Annotated in this window: 1 protein-coding gene and 1 pseudogene; both read right to left on the bottom strand. The window is 67.3% G+C overall.

The window, feature by feature from the left end; translation table 11 throughout:
* Positions 1–561 (bottom strand): carbohydrate ABC transporter permease (locus tag ACYVLP_RS07330; protein WP_460626685.1); only part of this gene is annotated, 561 nt, incomplete at its 3' end.
* Between the two features lie 182 nt (positions 562–743).
* Positions 744–940: pseudogene (locus ACYVLP_RS07325) on the bottom strand (carbohydrate ABC transporter substrate-binding protein); the annotation flags it as partial.

Here is a 940-nt window from a genome sequence, read left to right as displayed (position 1 = left end):
GAACCCGGCCAGGAACAGCGCCATCACGTACCCGGACAGCTGCCAGATCGCCGGCATCGCCATCGCGGCCATCGAGAACATGCCCGGCGACTGCCACCACCCGGACTGGAACCGTTCCAGCCCGAGCATCGCCAGCAGCTGGTTCAGCCCGACCGCCTGCTCGCCGGTGCCCGGCGAGAGCAGCCAGCGCCACACGATCCCGGCCGCGATGAACGAGATCGCCATCGGCAGCAGGTACACCGACCGGAACAGCCCCTCACCCCGCACGCCCTTCTCCAGCAGGACCGCCCACAACAACCCGAAGAACATCGTCCCGGCCACGAACACGACCGTGAGCACCAGCAGGTTGAACAGCGCATGCCGGTAGTCATCACCACCCAACAGGTTGCCGTAGTTCGCGAGCCCGCCCGGGTTCGTCACCCGCTTGGAGGCCCGGGTCACGGTCCGCTCCAGCGAGGTGGCCACATTCCGCCCGATCAGCCAGTACACGAACACCCCGACCAACACGATCGAGGGCAACACCAGCAGCAACCCCGGCAGCCAGTCCTTCGCCTTACGCATCACACAAACCCTTTGACTAGACCCAACCAGCAAACCAGCCCCGCCACACCCAGCCCCGGCTAGACACCAACCCCGGGGTATGCCGCCCGGCCGGGCCGGTCAGGGCCCGACCCGGGCGGCATACCCGTGGTTACCGCATCCCGACGGTTACGGCATACCGTCGCCTGAGCACCCCAGGCTCCTTAGCCGACGTACTTCTTCGCGGCGGCGGCCAGGTCCGTGACCAGCGCGGCGTCGTCCCGGCTGGCGTAGAACTTGCTGATCGCGGTGGAGATGTCGGTGTTCCACGCCAAGCTCACGGCGGCGCCGTGCGCGATCGAGGACACGATCGTGTTGGACTTGAACGCGTCCATCGCGGCCTGCTGGTACGGCGGGAACT

The sequence above is a fragment of the Intrasporangium mesophilum genome (genome assembly GCF_054783095.1).
This window is presented reverse-complemented; position numbering and strand designations above follow the sequence as displayed.